At 51.5% G+C, this 456-nt stretch carries 1 protein-coding gene; it reads left to right on the top strand.

Annotation, left to right across the window (positions count from 1 at the left end; translation table 11 throughout):
• The coding region (locus tag ACTHUR_RS20485) for a carbon starvation CstA family protein (protein ID WP_440400636.1) at positions 1-456 on the top strand (456 nt) is incomplete at both ends.

Here is a 456-nt window from a genome sequence, read left to right as displayed (position 1 = left end):
CTGCTAAAGAAGTGGGCGAAAACACCATTCTGTCTCGTGCAGGCGGTGCGCCAACCCTCGCAGTCGGTATGGCACACATTATGAGCCGTCTGATTCCGGGCGAAGCCATGATGGCGTTCTGGTATCACTTTGCCTTGCTGTTTGAAGCCTTGTTCATCTTGACCGCGGTTGACGCCGGTACACGCGTTGCCCGTTTCATGATTCAAGACTTGGGCAGTATCTTCTACAAACCATTCGGTAACACCGACTCTATCCCTGCCAACTTGGTTGCCACATTCTTTGCAGTGGCATTGTGGGGTTACTTCCTCTATACCGGCGTAACCGACCCTCTAGGTGGTATCAACTCGCTCTGGCCGTTGTTCGGTATCGCCAACCAAATGCTTGCAGGCGTAGCGTTGATTATGTGTACCGTCGTATTAGTGAAAATGAAACGTGACCGCTATGTTTGGGTAACCT

It is taken from the genome of Neisseria sp. P0021.S007, assembly GCF_051956855.1.
This window is presented reverse-complemented; position numbering and strand designations above follow the sequence as displayed.